The organism is Pandoraea eparura (assembly GCF_902459725.1).
GTDB classification, from domain to species: Bacteria; Pseudomonadota; Gammaproteobacteria; order Burkholderiales; family Burkholderiaceae; genus Pandoraea; species Pandoraea eparura.
On sequence record NZ_CABPSH010000002.1, the window covers coordinates 696,099 to 713,906 of the forward strand.

Below are 17,808 nucleotides of genomic sequence, written 5' to 3' on the forward strand. Positions count from 1 at the left end.
CGCCTGCGTTACTTGGCAGCCACCTGGGGGTGGCTCACGTGCCACGGCTCGACCACCGACTTGAAGGTCTCGATGGGCTTGTTGCCCAGCTTTCCGTCGATGTTCTCCACGCGGCGGATGTACACGTTCTGCACGATTTCGCGCGTCTTCGGATCGATCGACACCGGACCCCGGGCGCTCGTCCACGCGAAGCCCTTCACCGCCGCGATCGCCTTGTCGCCATCCTTCTTGCCCTTCGTGGCCTTGATCATCTGCGCGATGACCGTCATCGAGTCGTAGGCCGACACCGAAGCGATCGACGGCAGTGCGCCCGGCCCGTACTTCGCCTTGTACGCCTTCACGAACGCTGTGTTCTCCGGCGACGTCAGGTACGGCGAGTAATGCAGCGCCGTGATGGTGCCGATGGCACTCTCGCCGATGGCCGGCAGGTCGGACTCCATCGTCTCCGTCGTTGCGAAGAGCTGGATACCCGCCTTGTCGAGTTCGCGCTCCTTGAACGCCTTGACGAACCCGGCCGACATCGGCCCCACCGGCATGAACAGGAAGAGAGCATCCGGCTTGGCGTCGCGCACGCGTTGCAGATAGCTCGAGAAGTCGGTCGTGCCGAGCGGCACCTTCACTTCAGCAGCAATCTTGCCGCCCGCCTTTTTGAACGTCTCACTGTAAGCGTCGATCGCGTCGTAGCCCGGCGCATAGTCTGCCACCACGATGGCCGCGTTCTTCACCCCCTTGCTGGCGGCGTACTCCACGAGCGGCACACTTACCGCCCACTGCGTGAAACCGGTGCGCACGAAGTACGGCGACTTGAGCGTCACGCTGGACGTACCCGAATTGCCGATGACGAGCGGCGTCTTGGTCTGGTTTGCCACGTCGGCCATGGCCAGCACGTTCGGCGTGAACGAACCGCCGAACAGGTACTGCACCTGATCGCGCACCACCAGTTCCTGCGCGAGCTGGCGCGTGCGCTGCGGATTCACGCCGCCTTCGTCACGCTCGAGCACCACGAGCGTGTCGTCGCCCACCCGGCTCTTGTGCTGATCGAGCCACAGGTTGACGCCGCGACGGTACTCGGTGCCCCACCAGGACGCCGAGCCGGAGAACAGCCCCAGCATGCCGACCTTGATTTCCTCGGCACGCGCCGAGACGGCGGTGAATTGGCAAACGCTCGCAAGTGCCACAGCAAGCCACAGATGGCGCTTCATCATGGTGTCGTCTCCTCGTCGGCGTCGTGCGCCGCTCCGTTTTCTGATATGGCGCGCCAGGGGTTGGCGGGCCTTTTCAAGGTATGGGAGTCAGCTTAGGCAGCCGGGCACCGCGCGTCGAATGAAACTCCCGCGTCGAGCGTTGCGTTTTTCGTATATCCCCGAGATTTCCCTTAGGGGATCGCGCGCATTTCGCCAAGGAGATTTCGCAGTGCGAGACGTTTCGCCTTCCCCTGGGGGAACGCCCGCCGCAAAAGGCGCGGCGAGAAGGCGTGAAGGGACTTCACGGGATGATCCTGGAATCGGAAAGCGTGCGCGGGATAACGCGACGAGACATGCAAGTCATGGCGGATCCGGCGAATTTCGCCGCACTCGCGAACGATATGCCGAGCGTGCTGCGCGTCTTACGTCGGATGCTGCATCGTGGGCGCCAGCGCGCGCAGCTCATCGAGCAACTGTTCCGCGGCCGGGGACAGCAAACCATCGCGCCGCGTGGCAACGCCGATCGCTCGTCGTGCGTGTTGCAACGGCACCGGCACGACCGCCAGTTCGCCGGTGCGCAACTCCGACGTGATTTGTACCGGCGAGAGCAAGGCGAGCCGGTCGCTCGACGACAGCAGCCCGCGCACCACCGGTGAACTGCTCGCATGCACCTGCGTGCGCGGCAATCCCAGGCCTTCCGCATGAAACACTCGCTCGAACACGCGGCGCGCGGGCGTGGCGGGCAGCGGACTCACCCACCCGTACTCGGCAAGCGCCGCAAGCGTGGGCCTGCGCCCCGACGTCAGACACGGGTGATCGGCACGCGCGACCACCGACAGGTGATCCTCGAACAGCGCCTCCTGACGGATGTCCGGCGGCACATCGCTCGCCCGCAAGGCGCCGACGATCATGTCGACGTCCGCCTGCCGCAACTGGCGAATCAGGGCTTCGTACGTGCCGTCGACCACCGTCACGTTCAGATACGGCAACGTGTACAGCAGACTGTCGATGGCCTTGGGCAGCAAAAAGCCGCTGGACAGCGGCAACGCGGCGACGATCACGGTGCCTTGCTGACGCCCGCCGAACGGCGCGAGTTCGTCTTCGGCGATCGCCAGCTCGGCCAGCGCGCGCTTGACCGGGCCGAGCAAGGCCTGCGCCTCGTCGGTCAGACGCGTGCCGCGCGGCGTGCGTCGAAACAGCTTGATACCGATGAGATCTTCGAGCTGATCGAGATTGCGCTGAATGGTCGGCTGCGAGCATTGCAGGCGACTTGCCGCGAGCGGCCCGCTCCCCAGCTCCGCCACCGCGATGAAGCTCGTGAGTTGTTGCGGCGCGACGACCGCCGCGAAGCGGCTCGCCGCCCGCGCCCCGCCGTCGGCCTGCGACGCCGTGGCGGCAAACGCATCGCGGTACCCGTTGGCCAACTCCGCGAGCGCGCGCGTGGCGCGCACCCCCAGGCGCTGACCGGCCGCGTTCGGAATCAGGCCGCGCCCGCTGCGTTGAAACAGCGGGAAACCCAGCTCCGCCTCAATGTCGGAGATCGACCGCGCCACGGCCGACTGCGACAGATGCAGCATGCGCGCCGCCCGCGCGACCGAATCGCATTCGAGTACGGCGACCATCGCGCGAAGGCCACGCAACTTTCGACACAGGCGCGGCGCCTCGTTGGTATGCGGCGTTCGGCTCCAGGTGCCGCGCTCGTGACATGCCAACGCGGGTGCGGCCGGCGTGTGAGCGAGACTGATGGAGGTATCGAGGGACATGCGCGGTGCTTGGCTCGGCCGGGCTCAGCGCAGGGTCGGCACGCGTCGCGTGGCCATGAACGCGTCGAGCGTCTCGCCACGCATGAGCGCATAGACTTCGAGGTTGGTCTTGCGCACCACGCGGGCAAACTTCTCCAGCACAAAGAAATTCACACCGTGGCGCACAAGGCCCAGCCAGTCCTGCGCCTGCACCATCGCCTGCTCGTCGGCGGTGAGACCGGCCGCCGTCATCGCGGCGACGGGATCGCCGAGAAACGTCTCGCGATGCTCGGCGCGAATCATGTGCCAGAAGAAGCGATTGAGCTTGAGCGTGCGATGGCTCACGCGCAGGTCGAACGCGTACGTGCCGGTAATCGCCTCGATGCCTTCGAGCTGCGGGTTCATGCGGCGTCCTCCTCGTAGAGCGCGACGGTCATCGCAGTGGTCGTCGCGAGGTAGTAGTTCAGATGCAGACGCTTGATGCGCGGGCCCAGCGCACCGCGCATCGACAGCCACATGATCTGCTCGACGCTCTCGGCACCGCCCCGCTCGACGTAATCCACATGCTTGAGTTCGGTCAACGTCTCGGGCTGGTTCTCGAGCAACGACAGGAATTCGCGATCCCACGCTTCGTCGTTGTAGCCTGCGCGCTCGCCGTGAATCTGGTGCGAGAGACCGCCCGTGCCCACGACCACCACGCGCAGATCCTCCGGATACGACTCGATGGCGCGGCGCACGGCCTGACCGAGGCGATAGCAGCGACGGCCGGTCGGCAACGGGTATTGCAGGACGTTGATGGCAATCGGCACGACGGTGCCCGGCCAGTCCGGCTTGTGCGGCCAGAGCAGCGGCAGCGGCGATGCGCAGCCGTGGTCGATGGGCTTGTCCTGGAAGACGGTGATGTCGAACTCGTCGTTCACGAGCGACTCGGCGATGTGTGCCTGCAACGCCACGTCGCCTCGAATCGGCGGTAGCGGACGCAGCCCCGCCCCTTCGTCGGCAATCGGGAACGTGTCGCCCACGCCGAGCGCGAACGTCGGATACATGTCGAAGAAAAACGTGGTCGCGTGATCGTTGTAGAAAAACACCAGGACGTCAGCCTGCTTCTCGGCCAACCACTTCGCCACGGGCTCATAGCCCTCAAACAGCGGCGCCCACGCGGGATCCTGCTGCTTGCCCTTGTCGTACGCCACACCGATGGTCGGCACATGCGACGTGCCGATCCCCCCAATGATCTTTGCCACGTGAAGTCTCCGTCGTTTGTCTTGTCATGCGCGGGCGACGCCATGCGACGGCCCGCATTGATGCTGCGGCGAGTCTATATGGGATCCCATATGCACATAAAGCAGGGTATATACGGATGCGAAAGACAATTATGGGATCCCATAATAAAAAAGCCGAGGCTGGAAGGGTCCAGCACGACCGGCACGAATTCCCGCCATCGAAAGGAGACGCATGCTGCATCCCACGCCAACCACGGTCCAGTTGCGCGAGATGATCCTCAAGGGCGAACTGGCGCCGGGCGAGCGTCTGGCCGAAGCCAAGCTCGCCGAGCAACTGGGTGTTTCGCGCATGCCGGTACGGCAGGCATTGCCGGTGCTTGCCGAGGAAGGCCTGGTGGTGCGCGCCGGTCAGCGAGGCTATGCGGTGCGCGCGCATACGCGTGAGGAGAGTGTCGAGGCGCTGCATCTGCGCGGCGCGCTCGAAGGCTATGCCGCGCGTCTGCTCGCCGAGAAAGGCGCAAGCGTCGAGTTGCTTAAGCAGTTGCGCGACCTGCTGGCCGAAGGTGATGCCCTGCTCGCCGACCATACGATGACGGCCGAAGTCCAGATCGGCTATGCGTCGCTCAACGCACGCTTTCATGATCTGCTCGTCACCGGCGCACAGAACGCGCTGCTCGAGGGCTTCGTCACGCGCTGCAATCTGGTGCCTTTCGTCGCGCCGCGCACGGTCGCCTTCGGGCACAAGGATCGACGCCAGTACGCCGACATCCTCGCGTACGCGCATCGGCAGCATCACGCGATCGTCGAGGCGATTGCCGCGCGCCAGCCCGATCGCGCCGAGTTCATGTGCCGCGAGCACATCGTCACGCAAGAACACAGCATGGGCGCGCAGTTGCTCTGACGCGCCCCCTCCGACTTCACCGATTTCACCGACTTCATCCCGACCATCCTCTATCGAGACGAGAGCGCGCCAATTGAAGGCGCGCCTAGGAGACAAGCCATCATGTTCCTGAAAAATACCTGGTACGTGGCGTGCACGCCGGACGAGTTTGCCGACAAGCCGCTGGGCCGCAAGATCTGCAACGAGGCGATGGTGTTTTTCCGCGAAGCCAACGGCAACGTCGCGGCCCTCGAAGACTTCTGTCCGCACCGCGGCGCGGCGCTGTCGCTGGGCTTCGTCAAGGACGGCCACCTCGTGTGCGGTTATCACGGCCTGACGGTCGACGGTGGCGGCAAATGCACGAAGATGGTCGGCCAGCGTGTCGGCGGCTTTCCGAAAACGCGTGCGTATCCGTGCGTGGAGCGCTACGGCTTCGTGTGGGTCTGGCCGGGCGACGCCGCCCTCGCGAATCCCGACGAGATTCCGCATCTGGCATGGGCACTCAGCGATCGATGGGCGTACGGCGGCGGCCTGTATCACATCCAGTGCGACTATCGACTGATGATCGACAATCTGATGGACCTGACGCACGAGACCTATGTGCACGCGACGAGCATCGGTCAGGAAGAGATCGAGGAAGCCCCGCCGAAGACGACGGTCGAGGGGGACAGCGTGATCACGGCGCGTCATATGGAGAACATCAAGGCCCCGCCGTTCTGGGCGAGCGCGCTGCGCGCGAACGGCCTGGACGACCAGGTGCCGTGCGACCGCTGGCAAGTGTGCCGCTTCACGCCGCCGAGTCACGTGATGATCGAAGTGGGCGTGGCGCACGCGGGGCATGGCGGTTACGATGCCCCGGCCGACAAGAAGGCGGGCAGCATCGTGGTCGACTTCATCACGCCTGAGACCGACGAATCGATCTGGTACTTCTGGGGCATGGCGCGCAACTTCAAGCCCGAGGATGCCGAGCTGACCGCCGCGATCAAGCGCGGCCAGGGCGGCATCTTCGCCGAGGACCAGGAAGTGCTCGAAGCGCAGCAACGCAATCTCTCGGCGTATCCGGAGAAGAAGATCCTGAAGCTCAACATCGACGCGGGCGGCGTGCAGTCGCGCAAGGTACTCGATCGCCTGATCGAGGCCGAGCGGGCAGGAACGGGGAGCGTGGCGAACGTGGAGAACGCGGCATGAAGGTCCGGCTCGCGAGCAAGCGCGATGTCGCCACCGACATTTGCGAATTCGAGTGGGTGAGCGTCGACGGCAGCCCGCTGCCGGCCTTCACCGCGGGTGCACACATCGACGTGCATGTCGCCGAGGGTCTCGTGCGGCAATACTCGTTGTGCAATGCGCCCGGGGAGACCCATCGCTACTGCTTGGGCGTGCTGCGCGACCCCGCGTCGCGAGGTGGCTCGAGCGCCATGCACGCGCTCACGCCTGGCACGACGGTGGAGATCAGCGCGCCGCGCAACCACTTCCCATTGGCGGAACACGCCACGCACAGCATCCTCCTTGCCGGGGGGATCGGCGTGACGCCGATTCTGTGCATGGCCGAAGCGTTGTCCGAGCGCGGCGCGTCGTTCGAAGTGCATTACGGCACGCGTGAACCGGCGCGCGCGGCATTTCGCGATCGTTTCGCCCGCGACGATCTCGCCGCGAAGACGCGTCTGTACTTCGACAGCGAAGGCGAGCGCGCCGATCTCGACGCGATTCTCGCACATCCGTCCGGCGGCAAGCACCTGTATGTCTGCGGCCCGGCGGGATTCATCGATGCCGTGCTGGCGCGCGCGGAAGCGGCGCAGTGGCCGGAAGGCAATGTGCATCGCGAGTATTTCGCCGCGCCGGCACCCGCGGAGACGGCGGGCGACAAGGCGTTCCAGGTGAAGCTGCATTCGAGCGGTCGTGTGATCAACGTGAAGGCCGGCGAGACCATCGTCGCGGCGCTCGCCGCGCAGGGCGTGGAGGTACAGATGTCGTGCGAGCAAGGCGTGTGCGGCACGTGTCTCACGCGCGTGATCGACGGCACCCCCGAGCATCGCGACGTCTACCTGACCGACGACGAGCGCGCCGCCAACGACCAGATCCTGCCCTGCTGCTCGCGTAGCCAGTCGCCCATGCTGGTGCTCGATCTGTAACGCGTCATTGTCAACACCGAAGGGCATCGCCCCGCTTCGCATCGCGAGCGGGGCTGATTTTTTTAACGATGGCCTGAACGCAGCGCGAGCATCATCGGCGCTATCGACGTATTGACCTGATCGACGCCGCGGATGCCATGGCCGCCCTGGACATCACAGCACCCGATCCCTTGTCTCCCGGACGAGGAACGTCGAGATCAACGCCATCGCGGCGAGCACAACGAAGTAGACGATGACCGGCCAAATGTGGCCATGGCTCCAGGCAAGCAGACTCGCCGCGATCATCGGTGCGAGTCCGCCCCCCAGCACAGTACCGATCTGCTTGCCGAGCGACACGCCCGAGAAGCGCACACGCGTATCGAACAGTTCCGAGAAGAAGCTGCCTTCGGGGCCGAACATCATCGGGTGAATCAGGCCCGCGCCGATCACGATGGCGAACACAACCAGCGCCGTCTCCTTGCTGCCCATCATCAGGAAGAACGGATAGATGAAGATCGCCGTGGCGGCCAACCCCAACAGGAACATCGGACGGCGTCCCAGCTTGTCGGAGAGCATGCCGAACGTCGGGATCGTCAGCATGGCGAGCAGGTTCGCGTACAGCACGCCGTCGGCCATCACGTTGCGCGGCAAGCCGAGCGTCTTGGTGCCATACGACAGCGAGAAGATCGCCACCAGGTAAAAGAAGCTCGTCTCGGCCAGGCAAATGAAGAACGTGACAAGCGTCGGCCGCCAGTAATGCGTGAGCACTTCCACGACCGGCACTTTCGCGATGTCGCGATGTTGCTCCGCCGCCTTGAAGCTCGGCGACTCCTCGACTTTCAGGCGCACGTAGGTGCCCAGTGCCACGAGCAGCAGGCTTACGAGAAACGGCACGCGCCAACCCCACGCGAGCAAATCTTTTTCGGGCAGGCGGGTGATCAGCACGATGGCGAGCGACGCGCCAACGATCGACGTCGGCCCGGCGGCCTGGATCAGTCCGCCGAACAGGCCGCGCAAGTGCGCGGGGGCCCCCTCGACCGTCATCAGCAACCCGCCGACCGACTCGCCACCGAGCGCAAACCCCTGCACGAAGCGCAGTGTGACGAGCATGATCGGCGCCCACATGCCGACCTGGTCGTAGGTCGGCAACAGACCGATCATCGTGGTGGCCACGCCCATCAGAATCAGCGTGAACAGCAGAATCGACTTGCGCCCGATGCGGTCGCCGAAGTGTCCGAACACGATGCCGCCAATGGGCCGCGCGAGGAAGCCCACGGCGAACGTGGCGAATACGGCGATCATGCCGGTCATCGCGTCGAGCTGCGGGAAGAACAGCCGGTCGAACACGATGGGCGCGAGAAAGCCGTAGACGAAAAAGTCATACCACTCGATGGCGGTACCGAAGCAACTGGCCGCGACTACGCGGCCGAAGTTCGCCGTCGCGCCGGCGGTGTTCGCTTCCAAGTGATGCACGTCGCCGGCCTGCGTGTGGCCGGACGTGGCACCGGCAGCCGCCGGTGCAGTCTCAAACGGTTGTGACACGGTTGTCTCCTCCGGCCGTCTGTTCCGGTGTCCCGGCTGCGGCGGTATGGTGGTCCTGCATGACGTCATCGTTGCGCTGGCGACTGGACGTCGTTCAGAACGGGTAATGACGCGGGGTGGTCTGCACCGTCATCCAGCGCAGATCGGTGAATTCATGAATGCCGGCCTTGCCGCCGAAACGTCCCCAGCCGCTCGACTTCACGCCGCCGAACGGCATCTGCGCTTCGTCGTGCACCGTGGGGCCATTGATGTGGCAGATGCCTGATTCGATGCGCCTGGCTACGCCCATCGCGCGGGCGATGTCGCGACTGAACACGGCGGACGACAGGCCATAGGCGTTGTCGTTGGCGCAGGCGATAGCGGCTTCGTCGTCCTTCACGCGCACAATGCCCTTGACCGGACCGAACGACTCCTCGCGATAGATCTGCATGTCCGGCGTGACGTGATCGAGCAACGTCGCAGGCATGAGCGTAGTGTCGGCACGGCCGCCGCACAGCAGCGTTGCGCCCTTGGCGAGCGCGTCGTCGATCAACGCATTGCAGCGCGCGACGGTCGCCATGTCGATCACCGAGCCCAGCACGACCGGGCCGTCTCGCGGATCGCCCAGCGGCAGCGCGCGCGCCTTGGCGGCCAGCTTGTCGACAAAGGCGTCGGCAATCGATTCGGCCACCACGATGCGCTCCGTCGACATGCAGATCTGGCCGGAGTTGGCGAACGCGCCGAACGCGACACCGCTCACCGCCGCGTCAAGATCGGCGTCGTCGAGCACAAGACACGGTGCCTTGCCGCCCAGCTCCAGCACCGCCGGCTTGAGATGCTCGGCGCACAGCGTGGCGATGATGCGGCCGACGCGCGTCGAACCGGTGAAGTTCACGCGACGCACGGCAGGTGCGGCGATCAGCGCTTCGACGATGGCGCCCGCGTCTTTCGGTGCATTCGTGATGAAGTTCACGACGCCCGGTGGCAGACCCGCTTCGTCAAGCGCATCGGCAATCAGGCCGTGCGTAGCCGGGCACAGCTCCGAGCCCTTGAAGACGACGCTGTTGCCGCAGGCGAGCGGCAGCGCGACCGAGCGCACGCCAAGAATCACTGGCGCATTCCACGGCGCGATGCCAAGCACTACGCCGGCGGCCTGACGCACGCCCATTGCGAGGCTGCCGGGCACATCCGAGGGAATGATCTCGCCGGCGATCTGCGTCGTCATGGCAGCCGCTTCGCGCAGCCCCTGCGCCGCCAGATGCACGTTGAAGCCGGCCCACAGGCCAGACGCTCCCGTTTCCGCCGCCATGGCCGCCTGAAACGCCTCGACCTTCGCTTCAAGCCGGTCGGCAGCCTTCATCAACAGCGCGCGCCGTTCGCCGGGCCCGGTGTTCGACCAGGCGGGGAACGCGTCCGATGCGGCGCACACCGCGGCGCGGGCGTCGTCGAGCGTGGCGGCCGGTGCCCGCGAAGCGACGTCGCCGTCCAACGGATTGCGCCGCTCGAACGTGGCGCCGTGTGTCGCGCCGACGCGCTTGCCGGCGATCAGCATCGACAGCGCTTTGGGGTCTTGCTGGGTTTGCATGGTGTTTTGTCTCCTGGCTCGGTAGTTCGTCTCGGGATGGCTCGCGCCGTGCGTCATGTCACCATGATCTCGACGAGACGCGTCTCGCCGCTCGCGAATGCCTGCGACAGGACGTCGCGCAATTCGCCGCCCTGCGCGACGCGCTGCGCGCGCACGCCCATGCCTTCGGCCAGACGCACGAAATCCAGATCAGGCAGATCGGTCCCCTGCACCGGATCGGCCGGACCGAAGCCGAACGACGGCGCGAAGTCCTGTAATGCTGCGTATCGGCAATTATTAAGGATAACGAACGTGATTGGCAGCCTGGCTTGGGCCGCGCTCCACAAGCCCTGAATCGAGTACATCGCGGAGCCATCGCCAATCAGGCCGATGACGCGCCGCCCGGGATGCGCCATCGCCACCCCGACGGCCGCGGGCATCGAGTAGCCGAGACCGCCGCTGTTCATCGTGTAGAACGTGCCTGGCTGCGAGAAACGCAGGTATTGCTGCATGACGGGGCGCGCGCTCGGCGCCTCCTCGACGACGATGTCATGGGCCTCGCGCACGCTCGCGAGCGTTTGCAGTGCGAAGGCCGTCGACATGCGCTCGCCTGCCGCGTTCGGCAGCGCCACCGGCGGCATGCTGCGCGGCGGCGGCAACTCACGCTCACCGAGGACCTCACGCGCGAGCAGGGCTTCCACGCCGAGTCGCACGTTACCGACGACAGAGGCGCCGACCGGCGTCCACGCGGCCACGCCCGGATCTTCGGTCAACTGGAACAGCGAAGCGCCCTCGGGCACATGCGGCCCGGCCCCTTCCACGTGATACGTGAACGCCGGGGCGCCAATCACGAGAATCAGATCGTGACCGCCCAGCAGATCGACGATCTTCTCGCGCATCGGCGGCAGGAACCCGGCAAACAGCCGGTGATCTTCCGGGAACGCGCAACGCGCGGACATGGGTGCGGTGAAGACGCGCGCGTGATGCCGCTCGGCCAACGCGCGCACGACATCGAATGCCCCCGCGCGGTCAATCGACGAACCGACCACGAACACCGGACGCAAGCATGCGTCGAGCGCCGCCCCAAGTTGGGCAAGCGCGAACGGGTCGGGCTGCACCCGCGTGCTCACCTGACGCGGCGGCAATGCCTCGGCCGGCCGATCCCAATCGTCGACCGGAATGGAGACGAAGACCGGCCCCTTCGGCTCCTGCATGGCGATGTGATACGCCCGAGCCAGCGCCAGCGGCACGTCTTCGGCTCGCGCCGGTTCCAGACTGAACTTGACATACGGTTGCGGCAGCTCGGTCGCACGCGCCGACGCGAGGAACGGATCGAACGGGAGAATCGAGCGCGCCTGCTGTCCGGCCGTCACGATGAGCGGCGTCTGGTTCTTGTAGGCGGTAAAGATGTTGCCCATCGCGTTGCCCACACCGGCGGCCGAGTGCAGGTTGATGAACGCCGCGTTGCCGCTCGCCTGCGCGTAACCATCGGCCATGCCGACAACGACGGCCTCCTGCAGGCCCAGCACGTACTCGAAGTCCGGCGGGAAGTCGCGGAACAACGGCAGCTCGGTCGAACCGGGGTTGGCGAATACCTTTGTCATGCCATGGCGGCGCATCAGATCGATGACCACCTCGCGAACCGTCAGGGTCTGAGGGTCGCCGGCGCGTTGGCCGGCACGAAGTTCTCGGCTGTCTTTCATGGGGGCTGTCGTCTCCTGCCACCGTCGACGGGCGAACGCGTGACGGCGGGGGTTGTTGTGGCTCGGGCCGCGCGATCGGACGCGGGTCTCGGCGAGCGTTTCGACGAGTATAGGGAGTCGATATATGCACCGGAATTGCTTTTGCTTACCGAAGTCATTACGCTTTTGCATGACTTGTACGTCGCCATGCCGCCGCGTTGTCGTAGCAGCGCTCGGTCTCGTCCCGACCTCCGGAGTGCCCTCCCCTCATGAGCCTCAATCTCCAGCAATTGCGCGCTTTCACGACCATCGTTGAGACCGGCAGTCTCGGACGCGCGGCGACCGAGCTGCATCTGACCCAGCCCGCGCTGAGCCGCACCATCAAACGGCTCGAAGTCGATCTCGGCGCGCCGCTGTTCGAGCGGCACAGCAAGGGGATGGCCTTGACAGCGTTCGGGCAGGCGCTGCTGCCGCACGCCATGTTGCTGGCGCGCGAAGCCGAGCATGCGCGCGAAGAAATCGATGCGTTGCGCGGGCTCTCCAAAGGCACGATCAAGGTCGGCGCGGTCGGCGCCATCGCCAGCCATGTGCTGCCGCTCGCGGTCGAGCGCGTGCTCGACCGCTGGCCGAACCTGCGCGTGGAAATCATCGAAGGGGTTTGGGACCGGCTCGCCCAGGGACTGATGCGCCACGAGATCGATCTGGCGCTCTCGACCGTGGCCCCCGACACCGACGACATCGTCGCGATCTCCGACTGCCATTGGAAGGACGACAGCTATGTGGTGGCCGCGTGCGACCATCCGTTGCGCCAGCAAAGGACACTCACCCTGGCCGACACGCTCGGGGAACGCTGGGCGATTCCGCCGCGCGGCACTGCGCCATACGCGCATGTGGAGAGCGTGTTCGCCGCGCATGGGCTGGCGTTGCCGAACATTGTCGTGGAGACGCGCTCCGTCCCGGTGCTCAAGAGCATGGTCGCGCGATGCGGCTTTCTGACGTGGATGCCCGAGCCGATGTATGACGTCGAAGCGCGCGCGGGTGTGATGGACACCCTGCCGATCCCGACCGTGCACGCCACGCGCACGCTCACGGCGTTCCGCCGCCGTCAGGGAATCTTGCCGAGCCCTGCCGTCAAGCTGCTCGACGAGCTGCGACGGCTGACGGCGCCCGGCTGATGCCCCGGGCGCGGGTCAGTCGCCCGCTGCCACGATTTGCGCGCGGTGGTACGGTGTGCCGCCGTATTCCTTAGGGCCGTGAATCGTCTCGACACGCGCGATGCGCCACGGCACCGGTCGCGTGAAGCGCGGGCCATCGTAGGCGAACGTGTGGAACTCGCCGTTCTCACCGCACGCGTCGACGTGCGCCGGCAGATCGGCCAACAGCGACGCATCGTATTCGCGGCCGACGAATTCCGGCCCGAGGTGGCGTCCGTCCACACACACGATCACCGCGCGATAGCCCAGCGAGATGAATTCGTGCGCGAGCGTCAGGCGCTCGCGCTGCCACAGCGGCAATACGGCGGTCATGCCCACCGCCGCACAGACCTTCTCTTCCCATTCGCGATGCGGCTGCAAATCGATATCGCCGAACAGGCCATGCGTGATGCCCTCGGCGCGCATCGCCTGCAAGCGGGCGACGAACGCCGCCTCGTATTCGCGCCAGCCGGCATGGCCGACGTCGAGCGCGATGCCGAGTGCCTCGGCCTGCGCCTGCATCAATTCAAGCGGCAAGCCGTGCGAGCGCGAACTGTCGCCCGTTTCGTCGAACATCGCCAGTAGACGCCGCACGTCATAGTGCGGCTCGCCGCGCGCGTCGCACGACAGCGCATGATGCAGGGCAAGGCAGGAATCCTTGCCGCCGCTCCAGGAGAAAAAGGCGGGGATGGGCATGGGGTCTCAGGAACAAAGGGGCGCAACAAAACAAAGCGGACCCCGCAGGGTCCGCCTTCGATACCGGCGGCGTCGTGCGATGTCACCATCGTCACCGCCCGCCAGGTGTCGCACTACGTGCGAGCCGACTCAGTGCGAGCGGATCATCGTACCGAACGGCTGTTCCGTCAGAATTTCGAGCAGCACCGAATGCTCGATGCGGCCGTCGACGATGTGCACCGACTTCACGCCGCTCTTCGCGGCGTCGAGTGCCGACGAAATCTTCGGCAGCATGCCGCCGGAGATCGTGCCGTCGGCGAACAGGTCGTCGATCTCGCGCGCCGACAGGTCGGTCAGCAGATTGCCGTCCTTGTCCATCACGCCCGGGATGTTGGTCATCATCACCAGCTTCTCGGCGCCCAGCACCGTGGCCAGTTTGCCGGCCACGAGGTCGGCGTTGATGTTGTACGCCTGACCGTCTTCTCCAACGCCGATCGGCGAGATCACCGGGATGAACGCGTCGTCCTGCAGGGCGCGCACCACAGCCGGATTGATCGAGTCGACTTCGCCGACGAAACCGATGTCGAGGAGCTTGCCGGCGTTCTCGCGATCCGGAATCAACATCTTGCGCGCGTTGATCAGGCCGCCGTCCTTGCCGGTGAGACCCACCGCCTGGCCGCCGTACTGGTTGATCAACATGACGATGTCCTGCTGGACTTCGCCGCCGAGCACCCACTCGACCACTTCCATCGTCTCTTCGTCGGTCACGCGCATGCCCTGAATGAACGTGCCCTGCTTGCCGATCTTCTTGAGCGCCTGATCGATCTGCGGGCCGCCCCCGTGCACCACCACCGGGTTGATGCCCACGAGCTTGAGAAGAATGACGTCGCGCGCGAAGCCTCGCTTCAGACGCTCTTCGGTCATTGCGTTGCCGCCGTATTTGATCACCACGGTCTTGCCGTGATATTTGCGGATGTACGGCATCGCCTCAGCCAGAACTTCGGCCTTGAGAGCAGGTGCGATGTCGTCGATGGAAGACAGTTGCGGATCGGACATGGCGGGAAGGTTATTTCGCAGGTGGACCAGAAACACGGCGAATTGTACAGCCAAGAAGCCCATGCGTGCGGGGCGTTGACGGGTTTCGGAAGGGTCCGGGGCTTGCATCGGCCAATGCCCATGCCTCCCCGTCGTCACATGCGGGACGGTAACCGCAAAAGCGGCGATTCCCGCCCCGTCAGCGGCGCAGGAACGCGCGTGCGTATCTCCCCTTTGACTTCTCCACGGACGCCCATCAGTGGCCGATTTTTCCCTCGGCCCCTCTCGTCCCCGGATTTGTGCGCCGTGAACGCCCACCGGTGGCCCTTCCGCGAGCGCGCCAAGGCTGTTGCGGTGGCGCAACTCCGTGGCCTGAGCCGCCTGCGACTTATTGGCTATGCGCGCCGTGCGCCATGCCGGACATACCACTCATTCCGCCCGTACCGCCCGTACCGCCCGTACCGCTCATGGCGCTCATACCGCTCATGCCGCCGCCCGCGGGCGCGCCTGCCGCCAGATCGCGGACAGGCACCTCGACGTGCTGCTCGGACTTCTTGTGATCGGCGGACTCGAAGCGCAACGTGACCGGCACGGTGTCGCCCTTCTTGAGCGGCGCCTTCAGGTCAGTGAGCATGATGTGATAGCTGCCCGGCTTGAGCTGCACGGGCTGGTTGGCCGGCAGCGGCAATCCGTTCGGCAGGGCGCGCATTTTCATGAGCGTGCCTTCGAGCTTCATCTCATGCACTTCGGCGTTCGCGGCGGCGGGCGTGCTCACGCCGACGAGGGTGGTCGCCTGGGGCGCCTGCAACGTCATGTAGATGCCGGTCGCGCTCTGACCGGGCACCGTGCCGCGCGCCCACGCGTCCGACACCGCTACCTGCCCCACCTGTGCGTAAGCCGAGGCCATGCCAAGACTCAGTGCGGCAGCCGCCCAAAGTTTGTGCTTCATGCAAACTCCTTTTCGTTGTCGACGGAACGCCTCCGCCCGGCATCACATGACAGGGTGTGCGACGCCATGTCGCACAAGACGTGGACGTTCATTGTAGTCGCACCCCGCGACGCGCGGGCGCGCGCTGCCTGATGCCGGGCATCAGCCCCCGTGCGGCAGAGTGTCGCAGCGTCCGACGACGCCGGATTGCCCGTGACCCGGACTTGGTACACTTGTCGTATGACTCATTTTCCCATCGAGCGAGCCAACGTCGTTCAGCTCTTCTGGTTGCGCTGTCTGGCCATCGTCGGCCAGTTGGCGACCATCGGTGTCGTGCAACTCTGGCTCGGCGTGCGTCTGCCGCTCGAGCCGATGCTCACCATCATCGCCCTCGAAGTCCTGTTCAACGTGCTCACGTGGGTGCGTGCCCGCCGCGGCATCGAGCGAGCCCGGCGCCGCACCGATCTTGACCTGATGAGCCAGTTGCTCGTCGATCTTGCCGCGCTCACCGCGCTGCTGTTCTTCTCGGGGGGCGCAACCAACCCGTTCGTCTCGCTCTTCCTGCCCGGCCTGGCGATTGCAGCCGCCGTGCTGCCGTGGCGCAATGCGTCGCAACTGGCGCTGCTCTCACTGGTCGCCTATGGCGCGCTGAACTTCCAGTACGTGCCGCTCGATCTGGCCGACCCGGGCAACCTGCTGCGCCTGCATCTGGCCGGCATGTGGGTCAACTTCGTGGTCAGCGTGCTCGTGATTGCGTGGTTCGTTTCGCGGATGTCGCGCGCCTTGCGGGCGCGCGACGCCCAACTCGCCCGCGCCGAACAGCGGCTGCTGCGCGACGAGCGGATGGCCGCCCTCGGCGCCCAGGCCGCGAGCGTGGCGCACGAACTTGGCACACCGCTCTCGACGATGGCCGTGGTCGTTGGCGAACTGCGCAGCGAGAGTGTGGGCAACGCCGCGTTGAAGCCGTTCGCGCCGGATCTGCAGACGCTCGAACAACAAATCGCGCTGTGCAAGAGCGCCATCGGTCACGTGCAGACGCGTGCGGCAGCCCCCGTGCGGCAGGCCCTGGCCGAGTGGCTGCCGGCGTTCACCACGCAGTGGCGCCTGCGGCACCCGCAAGTCCAGTTCCAGTTGCGCGTGCCGCCGAAGTTGACCGCGCGCATCGAAGACACCGTGCAGGTTGGCCAGATCCTGACCATCGTGCTCGACAATGCCGCCTACTTCAGCCCGTCGTCGGTCACCCTCGACGTGGCCGTCACGCCGGACGACGTGCGTTTCACCGTTTGCGACGAAGGCCCTGGCATGAGCGCCGAGCTGCGCGCCCGACTGGGAAATTCGCCCGTCATGAGCACACACGGTGGGCATGGCATGGGCCTGTACCTGGCGTTTGCCAGCGCACAACGTCTCGGCGGCGACATCACCCTCACCCCCAACACGCCGCAAGGCACGCGCGCCGAGCTGCGCCTGCCGATGGCCACTTTCCTCTTCGGCTCGCGGAGTCAGACATGAACGCCTCCCACTTCCTCCTTATCGACGACGATGTCGTCTTCGCCGAAACGCTCGCCCGCGCGCTGACCCGGCGCGGCTACGACGTCCAGATCGCCGCCGACAGTGCCGCGGCGCTGCTCGCGGCGCGTACGCGTCAGTTCGACCTGATCTCGGTCGACCTTCATCTGGGACAGGATTCGGGACTGCCGCTCATCGCGCCGCTACGCGCGTTGCAACCGAAGTCCCGCATGCTGGTGCTCACCGGTTACGCGAGCATTGCGACGGCGGTGCAAGCCGTCAAGGATGGCGCCGACAACTACCTGGCCAAGCCGGCCAACGCCGACACCATCCTGGCGTCGCTGCGCAGCGACGCGAGCGAGACGCAAGCCGACGAAGCCATCGAGAACCCGTCGCCGCTGTCGGTCGCGCGCCTCGAATGGGAGCATATTCAACGCGTGCTCACCGAGCACAACGGCAACATCTCCGCCACCGCGCGCGCGCTCAACATGCACCGTCGCACGCTGCAGCGCAAACTGCTCAAGCGTCCGGTGAAGCAGTAACGCCGAGCGTCAAATCGTCAAACGC

16 protein-coding genes are annotated in these 17,808 nt (G+C 65.8%); 6 read left to right on the forward strand and 10 right to left on the reverse strand.

Going from position 1 to position 17,808, the window contains the following annotated elements:
- Nucleotides 1-8: 8 nt before the first annotated feature.
- From PEP31012_RS07365 to PEP31012_RS07380, 4 genes are all read right to left on the reverse strand, one after another.
- The gene (locus PEP31012_RS07365) at nucleotides 9-1,205 is read right to left on the reverse strand and encodes an ABC transporter substrate-binding protein (protein ID WP_150588651.1); all 1,197 of its coding nucleotides are present in this window, start codon (nucleotides 1,203-1,205) and stop codon (nucleotides 9-11) included.
- Between the two features lie 401 nt (nucleotides 1,206-1,606).
- Nucleotides 1,607-2,947: a LysR family transcriptional regulator gene (locus PEP31012_RS07370; RefSeq protein ID WP_150588652.1), complete on the reverse strand. Its 1,341-nt coding sequence runs from the start codon at nucleotides 2,945-2,947 to the stop codon at nucleotides 1,607-1,609.
- 24 nt (nucleotides 2,948-2,971) lie between these two features.
- A complete protein-coding gene (locus PEP31012_RS07375; RefSeq protein ID WP_150588653.1) occupies nucleotides 2,972-3,331 on the reverse strand; it encodes a protocatechuate 3,4-dioxygenase in 360 nt (119 codons plus the stop codon).
- Complete coding sequence (locus PEP31012_RS07380; protein WP_150588654.1) at nucleotides 3,328-4,170, reverse strand: gallate dioxygenase; 843 nt, start codon at nucleotides 4,168-4,170, stop codon at nucleotides 3,328-3,330. The genes PEP31012_RS07375 and PEP31012_RS07380 overlap by 4 nt, the downstream gene beginning before the upstream one ends.
- 211 nt (nucleotides 4,171-4,381) lie before the next feature.
- Between PEP31012_RS07380 and PEP31012_RS07385 the strand changes: the two genes are divergently transcribed.
- The 3 genes from PEP31012_RS07385 (at nucleotide 4,382) to PEP31012_RS07395 (ending at nucleotide 7,158) form a co-directional block, all read left to right on the forward strand.
- Complete coding sequence (locus tag PEP31012_RS07385) at nucleotides 4,382-5,050, forward strand: GntR family transcriptional regulator (RefSeq protein ID WP_150588655.1); 669 nt, start codon at nucleotides 4,382-4,384, stop codon at nucleotides 5,048-5,050.
- Between the two features lie 102 nt (nucleotides 5,051-5,152).
- Nucleotides 5,153-6,217: an aromatic ring-hydroxylating oxygenase subunit alpha gene (locus PEP31012_RS07390; protein WP_150588656.1), complete on the forward strand. Its 1,065-nt coding sequence runs from the start codon at nucleotides 5,153-5,155 to the stop codon at nucleotides 6,215-6,217.
- Complete coding sequence (locus PEP31012_RS07395) at nucleotides 6,214-7,158, forward strand: PDR/VanB family oxidoreductase (protein WP_150588657.1); 945 nt, start codon at nucleotides 6,214-6,216, stop codon at nucleotides 7,156-7,158. The genes PEP31012_RS07390 and PEP31012_RS07395 overlap by 4 nt, the downstream gene beginning before the upstream one ends.
- Before the next feature lie 153 nt (nucleotides 7,159-7,311).
- Here PEP31012_RS07395 and PEP31012_RS07400 read toward each other — a convergent pair whose 3' ends face one another.
- The 3 genes from PEP31012_RS07400 to mdlC all read right to left on the reverse strand — a co-directional run bounded on the left by PEP31012_RS07400 (nucleotide 7,312) and on the right by mdlC (nucleotide 11,925).
- On the reverse strand, nucleotides 7,312-8,679 hold the full coding sequence (locus PEP31012_RS07400; protein ID WP_150588658.1) for an MFS transporter: 1,368 nt from the start codon (nucleotides 8,677-8,679) through the stop codon (nucleotides 7,312-7,314).
- 94 nt (nucleotides 8,680-8,773) lie between these two features.
- Nucleotides 8,774-10,243 carry an aldehyde dehydrogenase gene (locus PEP31012_RS07405; RefSeq protein ID WP_150588659.1) on the reverse strand — a complete coding sequence of 490 codons (1,470 nt, stop codon included), beginning with the start codon at nucleotides 10,241-10,243 and terminating at the stop codon, nucleotides 8,774-8,776.
- Between the two features lie 53 nt (nucleotides 10,244-10,296).
- Nucleotides 10,297-11,925 (reverse strand): benzoylformate decarboxylase, encoded by a 1,629-nt coding sequence (mdlC, locus tag PEP31012_RS07410; RefSeq protein ID WP_150588660.1) that lies wholly within the window; start codon nucleotides 11,923-11,925, stop codon nucleotides 10,297-10,299.
- Between the two features lie 248 nt (nucleotides 11,926-12,173).
- Here mdlC and PEP31012_RS07415 point away from each other — a divergent pair, with 248 nt between their 5' ends.
- Nucleotides 12,174-13,079 carry a LysR family transcriptional regulator gene (locus PEP31012_RS07415; protein ID WP_150588661.1) on the forward strand — a complete coding sequence of 302 codons (906 nt, stop codon included), beginning with the start codon at nucleotides 12,174-12,176 and terminating at the stop codon, nucleotides 13,077-13,079.
- A 15-nt stretch (nucleotides 13,080-13,094) separates the two neighbouring features.
- On the opposite strand, the gene PEP31012_RS07420 is transcribed toward PEP31012_RS07415, so the two are convergent.
- The 3 genes from PEP31012_RS07420 to PEP31012_RS07430 form a co-directional block, all read right to left on the reverse strand.
- Nucleotides 13,095-13,793 carry a Dph6-related ATP pyrophosphatase gene (locus tag PEP31012_RS07420; RefSeq protein ID WP_150588662.1) on the reverse strand — a complete coding sequence of 233 codons (699 nt, stop codon included), beginning with the start codon at nucleotides 13,791-13,793 and terminating at the stop codon, nucleotides 13,095-13,097.
- A gap of 129 nt (nucleotides 13,794-13,922) precedes the next feature.
- A complete protein-coding gene (gene argB, locus PEP31012_RS07425) occupies nucleotides 13,923-14,828 on the reverse strand; it encodes an acetylglutamate kinase (protein ID WP_150588663.1) in 906 nt (301 codons plus the stop codon).
- 367 nt (nucleotides 14,829-15,195) lie between these two features.
- Nucleotides 15,196-15,756 carry a copper chaperone PCu(A)C gene (locus PEP31012_RS07430; protein ID WP_150588664.1) on the reverse strand — a complete coding sequence of 187 codons (561 nt, stop codon included), beginning with the start codon at nucleotides 15,754-15,756 and terminating at the stop codon, nucleotides 15,196-15,198.
- 219 nt (nucleotides 15,757-15,975) lie between these two features.
- Here PEP31012_RS07430 and PEP31012_RS07435 point away from each other — a divergent pair, with 219 nt between their 5' ends.
- The gene (locus PEP31012_RS07435; protein ID WP_150588665.1) at nucleotides 15,976-17,244 is read left to right on the forward strand and encodes an ATP-binding protein; all 1,269 of its coding nucleotides are present in this window, start codon (nucleotides 15,976-15,978) and stop codon (nucleotides 17,242-17,244) included.
- Entirely contained in the window at nucleotides 17,241-17,783 is a 543-nt protein-coding gene (locus PEP31012_RS07440) for a response regulator transcription factor (RefSeq protein WP_150588666.1), read from the forward strand. The genes PEP31012_RS07435 and PEP31012_RS07440 overlap by 4 nt, the downstream gene beginning before the upstream one ends.
- Nucleotides 17,784-17,808: the final 25 nt, after the last annotated feature.